The sequence below is a fragment of the Micromonospora sp. LOL_023 genome (genome assembly GCF_048060115.1).
In the GTDB taxonomy this organism is placed as follows: domain Bacteria; phylum Actinomycetota; class Actinomycetes; order Mycobacteriales; family Micromonosporaceae; genus Micromonospora_E.
This window is the reverse complement of sequence record NZ_JBHMIM010000050.1, coordinates 14,143-22,570: the sequence shown is the minus strand read 5'-3', so window position 1 is coordinate 22,570 and position 8,428 is coordinate 14,143. Positions and strand designations below refer to the sequence as shown.

The window sequence follows — 8,428 nt, the reverse complement described above, 5'->3', positions numbered from 1 at the left end:
CCGTTTTCGAGTCGTTACAAATGAGACGTTCGCCGACAAGTCGCGTTGTCGCCAGTTCGCAAGCCTAACTGCCTGTGATCTAACGGAACGTCCCCGGATAGGTTGGAGAGATGGGCCGAAAGTCCCCCTTGCCCGTACCGCTCGATGCCGCCACGTCGGCCCGACTCCGCAGGCAACCCCGCACCTCGACCAAGCCCGAGCTGTTGCTGCGCCGCGAACTGCACCGCCGTGGGCTGCGCTTCCGCATCCACGACGGGCGGCTGCCGGGCCGGCCCGACGTGGTCTTCACCCGAGCGCGGCTGGCGGTCTTCGTCGACGGCTGCTTCTGGCACCGCTGCCCCGACCACGGCACCCTGCCGCGCAACAACCGGGACTGGTGGCAGGCCAAGCTCGACCGCAACGTCGCCCGGGACCGCGCGAAGGACGCGGCACTGGTCGACCTGGGCTGGACCGTGCTGCACGTGTGGGAGCACGAGGCGACCGCAGCCGCCGCCGACCGGGTCGAAGCGCAGTGGCGGCGGCTGCTGGCCGTTACTCCTCGGGCCGGATCCGCAGGTAGCCGCCCTGACCGAACAACACCCCCCGATCGAGGAAACGGTTGAAGAACCGGCACGACGGCTCACCCAGATGCACGCAGGCACTGCACGCCCCGCTGCCCCGATCGCAACCTGGGTCCAGCGGGCACCGGTGTTCCGCGTCGACGAAGGTGTGCATCAGGTCGTCGAGGTTGGACTCGAACACCGCCTGCATGCCGCCGAGCACGAAGTCGCCCTTGGCACCGGCGTACACGAAGAACGCCAAATGTCCAGGCAACAGGTACTCGCTGAGCGCATCGCGTTCGATGCCTGAAAAGACCGCTGTCTGGCGAATGAACCGGTGAGCGTAGGTGTGCACCAGCTTGAGAAGGTCGGTGCCGGGCGAGCCGTCGGACGGATCGTCGCGCTTCGACGGCACCACCGCCGACTCCAGCACCGCGACCCGCGCCGCAACCTCGTCCTGGTCTCCGGCCTTCCAGCCCGAAAGCTGGTGGCCGCGCCCGGAGAGCCAGGTCGCGACCCGCAGCGGATCCAGCCGGATCAGGAACGCCTCCGTCTCGGCGAGGTTGCCGTACAGCCGGTAGCCGCCCCTGTTACGGCGGAACGGGATCAACCGGCACTTCGCCGGGTCGTCGTCGCCACGGGTGTAGCCGTACATCGCGTTGAGCACCGGGAACCTGTCGACCAGGTCCAGTCCGGCCACGCCGGCCCGGGCCAGCGCCGCCGGGTAGCTGTCGCGGTAGCGCGTGGCGAGGGCGCCACCGACCCCCGATCCGCCCAACTTGGTCGTCGGCAATCGGCTCTCGGCCAGCGCCATCGCGATGTCGGCGGCTTCGCGTTCGGCTGTTTCGCGCCGATGTCCCGACAGTCGGTCGATCGGATGCTCACCCGGCTTGGCGAGCTGACCACCCTGCTCCGCCATCGCCGCCATCTGCTCGGCAAATGATGGGTCCATACCGTCGGCAATCAGCTTCTCCAGGAACTCATCCCGGGTCTGCTTCGACGACACGTCGGCAGGGCGGTCGGCGGTAAGCCCTTCGACGACCCAGACGAGCGCCTTGCGGGCGCCGCCGGCGAGCTTCAGGCCCTCCCGGTGCTCCGGCCGGGGCGGGTTGATGAGGACCGTGCCGCGCGGGGTGTAGACGGTGCGCGCTTTATGGACGTTCCACCGCATGGTGCCTGCGCCGCAGCCGCATGGCCGGTTGAAGCCGAGCCCTTTCATCGTCTGCTTGCCACAGGTGGGGCAGACGAAGCTGATGTCAGCCGCCTTGGCGCTCTTCGGGATAACGACTTTGACGTCGTCGTGCTCCTTGCAACGCGGGATCCACGGCTCCTCGATCGCGCCGCAGTCGTGGATCCCGACGAAGTGCAGCTGCCCCCACTTGCCGCGCTGCCCACACCTGCAGGCTTGCTCCTTTGATCTGCCGATCCGCTTGCAGACCCGGCACAGCCAGACCTTGGGATACCGTTCGACCGTGACGCCGCGGCGGTCGTCCAGCTCGACGACTTCGATTGGCACGTTGCGGTGCAGCTCGCCGCTCATCCCGTTGTCGTTGTCCTTGACCGCCCACGCGGCGATCTCCCCGAGCAGATGCCGGCGCACCAGATCGGTGTCGACCTCAATCGGGATGGGTGCCGACCATTCAGTGACCTGGTAGATGTCGCCACGCAAGTCGACCGTCTGCTCGGGCAGGAAGGTCCGCAGGATCTGGCTGCCGCTGCGAGAAGCGAGAGGCCTCATGAGGTCCGCCTGTCTTCGTGGATCGGGGCACTGGCCTCGACGTCGCGGAGGCTCATCATCGGAGGGCGGGGGCCGAGTTCACTGGTGTACTTGGCCCGAGTGCTCGGGTCTTGAAGGTCGGCGAACCAGTCTCGCAGCCACTGCTCGATCTGCTCGTGGTGCAGCGGGTCCGCCACGTCGTCGAACCCGAGCAGCGCCGCGACATCGGCGGCCTCGCCGGCGGGCGTCATGCCGGAGTCTCGGGCATATTCACGCAGCTTCTTTGGTGTGCTGAGTCGCTGCCGGCTCGCCGGCTCGCGGATCATCAGCGTTCGGGCGCCGACGACACCCGGAATCGTGAGATCCAGCACCCGCCGGCTACGTCGCGTGATCGGAATCGCGTCGACGAACCGATCGCCCTGTCGGACGTAGGGGCCGAAGTGCCGGAACGTCTGGGCATCCCGCTCCCGGCCGATCTTGTGTAGCACGTAGACCAGCCCGGGGTGCCGGCGGCCGACCCGGGCCGTGGTCTGGATGAACTCGGCGGTGGTCAGCGGCAGACCCAGCATCACCATCGTGTTCAGCCGGTCGACGTCGACGCCGTGCGAGAGCATCGAGCTGGCTGCGATCACGTGGATGCGGTCGTCGAAGTCTGGCTCCGGGTGGTCCAGCCGATCGAGGATCTCTCGCACCTCATCGAAGTCGGTCTGGCCGGTGAGCTGCTCGACGTTGATACCCGAGACGGTGTTGTTGCTGCCCAGGCTCCGCCCGGCGGCCTCCACGTCGTAGAGAGTCGTGCCGTACACGACGTCCGTGCCGTACAGGCTGACAAGGTCGTCGGCGTGCTGCGGGTCGATCCCGGCCTCCGCACAGATATTCACCGGGTCGTCCATGAAGTCACGGATGCAGCGCTGCAGCGTGTCCAAGGTCCGGTCGCTGACGTGCTCCAGCGTGACACCACGTGGAGCGACCGCCACGAACCGTCGCAGCGGCTTGTCGGTCGACATAGTCCAGAACGATTCCCCAGCACGCGGGCCGGGCTGCGGAAACACACGGCCACGCCGTTGGTAGAGCACGTCGACCTGGCGCTCGTAGCCGGTCAGCGTCGCGCTACTGGCCACGATCTTCGCCCGAGAGCCACACAACTTCTGCTGCAGGTGATCCAGCAGGCTCTCGTAGTGGGAATCGACCGCCCCGAGGCTGTCTCGCAGCAGGTGCAGCTCGTCCTGCAGCCGAAGTGACGGTCCGAACCGCTTCGCGTCCATCGGCAGGTCCCTGAGCGCAGGCCCGCCCTGGCAGTCCGGCACCAGGCACCCGTTGGGCGACGACGACCGCTGGGCATAGGTGAACCCGTGCCAGGGCACCTGGCACACCTTTTGCGGCGGACCAACCAGGCCGCGCATCGCCTGCTGCAAACCGATCGACGCCGCCTTGTCCAAGGTCCCGACGACGACCGTCGGCAGGAAGCGGAACACCTCCTGGTCGACCACGTACATCGGAAGCGGCCGACCAGCGTTCGGGCAGCCGGAGTTGGTGCAGCAGTGTTCGAGCATCCACCGTTTGCGGTCGAACCGCATCGTCAGCTTCTCCGCCCGGCAAAACGGGCAATGCAGCAAGACCTGGTACTTGTCCGGCATGCCAGGGCTATCAGGAGTGATCTCGTCCTTCTCCGTCTTCGGGACCACCTTGTTGGGCGTGCCCGCCTGACCGACAAGGAAGCCCAGGCTGAACTGAGTGCCTCCGACGTTCTCTTCGCGGCGGACCATCTCGGCACCGGCAAGCGCGTCGGCGAACCGCTGGGTCTGCTGCAAGCTGAGCAACCGCAGCGGGAACCGCGACCAGGCCGTCACACCCATCGTCTTGCCGGTCAGCCGGTCGAAGAAGGCCGCTGTGAGCAGCAGACCGAGATACGTCTCGGTCTTGCCACCACCGGTGGCGAACCAGACGGTGTCGACGTAATCGGCTTCCTCGTCCCTCTCGACGAGGAAGCGAACCGTAGCCAGCAGAAAGCCGATCTGGAACGGCCGCCACGTGTCGTATCCGCGCCCTTGGGCGCTGCGGGCGATCGCCTTGTTCATCAGTTGGAAGGCACGGCACAGCTCCGGTCGGGCGCGCAGCAGGTCGAGCCCGGTGCGGAGACGATCCAGCTCACCGAAGACCTCCCCAGCCGAGCGATCCGCTTCCGCCCGCATCGCTGGGGTCCAGCCTTCGGCCGCCTGCCGGGCGTCGAGCACCGACGGCGACCAGTGCGCCTCGTCGTACGCCGCCAGCGCGCCCACGAGCGCGGACAGCTGCGGGATCGGATCGGCTGCCAGGGTCGCGAACGACAGATCCGGCGGCGCTTCGGCACCGTTCCAGTACGTCGGCCGGAATGTCTGCACTGTCACCGTGTCGGTCGTACGGAAGACGTCGGGCGCCAACACCTCGACGCCGACGTTCACGCCGTAGGCGGGCACCTGGCGGTCGTACCGGAAGCTGTCGGGCAGCGCCTCCAGCTGAAACGGCACGGTCGGCAAGCCGCGCACTTCGATCTGCGTCTCGAACAGGTGGGAGTCGGCCAAGCCAGGCGCCTTGATCGGGCTGGTGTTGACCAGCTGCACGACCAGCTCGGTCTGCTTGTGCCAATCCTCGACGTCGACCTTGACCTTCGCCGACAACCCGGGTACGCCGACAGCGGCGAAAGCGTCCTCGAGCTGTTTCGATCCGGCCTCTGCGCCTCGGCTGTCGACTAACAGCGAGACGACCTCTTCGACCAGATCGCTCCGCCACCACCTGCCTCTCGGATCCGGGTCCTTCGGCTCGTCCTTGCCCCAGGCGCGTGCCCGCACCGTGACGGACATCGACCAGGGCGGCCCGCCGGCCGGACGCAGCCTGATCCCGATCGCACACGGATCCAGCCGCTCCGAACGGTCGTCGTTGAGTCCGTCCTTGACCTCGTCCTCGCAGGACAGCCGACCCAGCCAAAAGGTGCCGGACGGAGCGACCTCCAGTCGGTCCAGGCCGTCCCCGCGGCCTGCCGCGATCACCCGACGGTCGAGCCAGGCAACGAACGCCTCGCACGCCTGCTCCAAACTCTGAACTCCTGAGCTGGTCACGAAGCCAACCTCTCTGCCAAAGCACCGTAAGTTGCCGCTCGCGAATCATCGATGAGATATGAACGAAGGCTCTGCACGTCAGGGCTTTCCCTGAGCCTGGCCAGCGACTTCCCCAATAGCTGCCGAATGCGCTCTCGGGTGATATTGAAGTGTGCCCCGATCCGGTCGAGCGTTTCCTCTTCGCCGCCACCAATACCAAACCTGCGCCTGACTATCTCAACCTCCCGAGGCCGGAGAATATTTTTCACGGCCATGGCGATTTCGGCCTGGAAGACCGAGTGCATCACAATATCTGCCGGATCAGCCCGACCATCGCGCTCCCCATCGACTACCAAGACGTCGGAAAATCGAAAGTCGCCATCTTCTCCGATAAATTGATCGATGCTGCGAACTGGCTGCAACAGATCAAGGGCGGCCTGCGCCTGACCCGGCTCGAGCCCAGTGCGCTCACACATCTCCGACAGCGTCGGCTCGCGACCAAATTGGTCGGCCAGCTTCAGCTTGATTGCTCTGACGCTTCGCAACTTCTCGTACATGTGAACAGGAATGCGGATCGTTCTTCCACGGTCGCCGATTCCCCGATCAATCGCTTGCCTGATCCACCAGGACGCGTAGGTTGAGAACTTGAATCCCTTCGATCCGTCGAACTTGTCGGCCGCTCGCATCAAGCCAGTGTTGCCGTCCTGAATACGGTCGGCGAACTCGACACCGCAGCCTTCGTACTGCCTCTGCTTGGCTATGGAGACGACCAGACGCAGGTTGGCACAGACGAGTTCAGCGTGCGCCCGTCGACCCTCCACCATCTGTTCCCGCAACCGTTGTCGAAGCCCAGGGGTCATCTCTGTTTGGTCAGCATCGTCGAGTCGCTGCTGGGCAGCCACACCTTGCGAGATCGATGACCAAAGCTCCACCTCACGCACGGCGTTGATCAGCGGATAGCGGCCGATCTGCCGTAGGTACAGACGTACCGCATCCCCATCACCTAGAGCAACGGTAGCTTTCGACTTGGCTTGGATGGGCTGCGCGCCGGCTGCGACTGGCAGTTGGACGCCTGCCTCGACGAGCTGGTCCAGCAGGTCGGCGCGCTGCTCCGGAGTCAGCTTCCGGCGCGTGGCGACGAGCGACACCTCTTCGCGCGTCAGCTGTCTGCCCTTCCTCTCCCAGTCTCCCAGGAGATCGTCGAGCGCTCGCCCGACGACATCGCTGGCTGGTCGCGGAGCTGGCAGGGGTGGCTCGTCCGCGAACATCCAATCCAAGGCGTCGTCGTCGGTCGACATCTCGGCGAGGCCGACAGTCTCGACCGGTTCATGATCGAGATCAAGGTCGCCGGCAGCAGGTCCGTCCGGCTCTACACCGGCCGCCTGCTCCTCCGGGCTGCCGACCAGCCCGCTCAAAAGTGCATCCACGTCGTAGTGGCTGATCTGGTAGCGATTCGCAAAGTTGCCCACTAGATTGCGGGCTTGTTCAGCTTCGTGCTGGTCGAGGATCGCACGCAGCTCGTCTACGTGCGCCTTGTTTACGCCGGTCGATCGATGCTTCGTCCGTCGTACTGCCGACCGCGCCATCACCATGACGATTGCCTCCTCGATCACGAGTGGCACCATGATAGGTACGAACACCGACAACAAAACGATTCTCATACATATGTTCGAGTGTCGACGGAGGCCGTCGCCAACTCGAATGGCGGGCGGTTCGGCCTTCTCATGCAGGTAAGACCAGGTGCCACCCGCTGCGGCCCGCGCGTCGGCCGAGGCCGACCGAGACGAACGTACGAGATTCACAGTCGAAATCACGACGGTACGTCATCCAGCTGGCAAGTCGACCCGAGAATGTTCCGAACATCCTGGTCGGCACACAGTCCACTACGGATCTTGAGTCTGTCGAGGATCGGACGCAGCACCGCACAGGCGACGGCCCGGGGCGTACGCTTTCCTGGTTTGATCCACTAGGATCCCAGCATGGCCGCCCGACCTGTCAAGATCTCCGCCGTCGACCTGTTCTGCGGAGTCGGCGGGCTCTCCTACGGTCTGCGGCAAGCAGGCATCCACGTTGCCGCTGGGGTGGACGTCGACGACAGCTGCGACTACCCGTTCCGCACCAACATTGATGCGCCGTTCCACCGCCGCGACGTCCGTGAACTTACAGCCGACGAGCTCGCCGCGATGTGGCCAGGTAAGTCCGTCCGGGTCCTCGCCGGGTGCGCGCCATGCCAGCCCTTCTCCTCCTACCGTCGTGGCGTCGACACCTCGCAGGAGGCCCAGTGGCCCCTTGTCGACGAGATGCTCCGCTTGATCACGGGCACACGTCCCGAGATCGTCACAATGGAGAACGTGCCGCGGATCGTCAGCACCGCGATCTTTCACAAGTTCGTTGCCGGGCTGCGTGAGCTCGGCTACTCGGTCGATCACTCTTCGTGCTTCTGCCCCGCGTATGGGGTGCCGCAACGCCGGCGGCGCATGGTCCTGGTCGCTTCGTTGCTCGGCCCGATCGCGGTCCCAAAGGGCACGGTCACTAGCTCGGAGTACGCCACTGTCCGCCAGCGGATCGAGGGCCTCACTCCGGTCGAGCACGGGCAGACCGCAGCCGACGACCCGCTACACAAGTGCCGAACCCTCAGCAGCACAAACCTCGAGCGGATCAAGGAGTCCAAGCCTGGCGGCACCTGGGAGGACTGGGATGAAGAGCTACGGGCCCCCTGTCATCGCAAGGCGTCCGGATCGACCTTCCGGAACGTTTACGCCCGGATGGCATGGGACGAGCCCGCGCCGACGATCACCACACTTGCCTACAACTACGGGGCTGGCCGATTCGGGCACCCTGAACAGGATCGAGCCCTGACGCTGCGTGAGGCAGCCATCTTGCAAAGCTTCCCGGCTGACTACAAGTTCGTCCCGCCAGACCAGCCCGTCCAGTTTGCGCCGCTCGGCCGCCTGATCGGCAACGCCGTGCCGCCTCAACTAGCAGAGGCCGTCGGGACGGCCATCGTCGACCACGTCAACACCCACACGAAGCAGCCGAGGCAGAAGCAATCCCGTCCCCGGGCGATCGTCCAGCAACTGCCGTTGCCGGCCATCTGA

At 65.6% G+C, this 8,428-nt stretch carries 5 protein-coding genes; 2 read left to right on the top strand and 3 right to left on the bottom strand.

What is annotated here, in order from left to right; translation table 11 throughout:
- Positions 1-110: 110 nt before the first annotated feature.
- Positions 111-602 (top strand): very short patch repair endonuclease, encoded by a 492-nt coding sequence (locus ACFHVL_RS23775; RefSeq protein WP_416630647.1) that lies wholly within the window; start codon positions 111-113, stop codon positions 600-602.
- Here the strand turns inward: ACFHVL_RS23775 and ACFHVL_RS23770 are convergent.
- From ACFHVL_RS23770 to ACFHVL_RS23760, 3 genes are read right to left on the bottom strand one after another with little or no spacing between them, the layout of a single operon-like run.
- Positions 532-2,277: a hypothetical protein gene (locus ACFHVL_RS23770; protein ID WP_416630646.1), complete on the bottom strand. Its 1,746-nt coding sequence runs from the start codon at positions 2,275-2,277 to the stop codon at positions 532-534. The genes ACFHVL_RS23775 and ACFHVL_RS23770 overlap by 71 nt on opposite strands.
- Positions 2,274-5,351: a helicase-related protein gene (locus tag ACFHVL_RS23765; protein WP_416630645.1), complete on the bottom strand. Its 3,078-nt coding sequence runs from the start codon at positions 5,349-5,351 to the stop codon at positions 2,274-2,276. Before ACFHVL_RS23765 ends, ACFHVL_RS23770 begins: the two co-directional genes overlap by 4 nt.
- Positions 5,348-6,943, bottom strand: coding sequence for a sigma-70 family RNA polymerase sigma factor (locus tag ACFHVL_RS23760; RefSeq protein WP_416630644.1), 1,596 nt, complete (start codon positions 6,941-6,943; stop codon positions 5,348-5,350). Before ACFHVL_RS23760 ends, ACFHVL_RS23765 begins: the two co-directional genes overlap by 4 nt.
- 366 nt (positions 6,944-7,309) lie before the next feature.
- Here ACFHVL_RS23760 and ACFHVL_RS23755 point away from each other — a divergent pair, with 366 nt between their 5' ends.
- On the top strand, positions 7,310-8,428 hold the full coding sequence (locus ACFHVL_RS23755) for a DNA cytosine methyltransferase (RefSeq protein ID WP_416630643.1): 1,119 nt from the start codon (positions 7,310-7,312) through the stop codon (positions 8,426-8,428).

Bases quoted from the DNA above. Each gene is read 5' to 3' on its own strand.
- ACFHVL_RS23775 (WP_416630647.1), top strand. From the start codon at position 111: ATGGGCCGAAAGTCCCCCTTGCCCGTACCGCTCGATGCCGCCACGTCG.
- ACFHVL_RS23770 (WP_416630646.1), bottom strand. From the start codon at position 2,277: ATGAGGCCTCTCGCTTCTCGCAGCGGCAGCCAGATCCTGCGGACCTTC.
- ACFHVL_RS23755 (WP_416630643.1), top strand. From the start codon at position 7,310: ATGGCCGCCCGACCTGTCAAGATCTCCGCCGTCGACCTGTTCTGCGGA.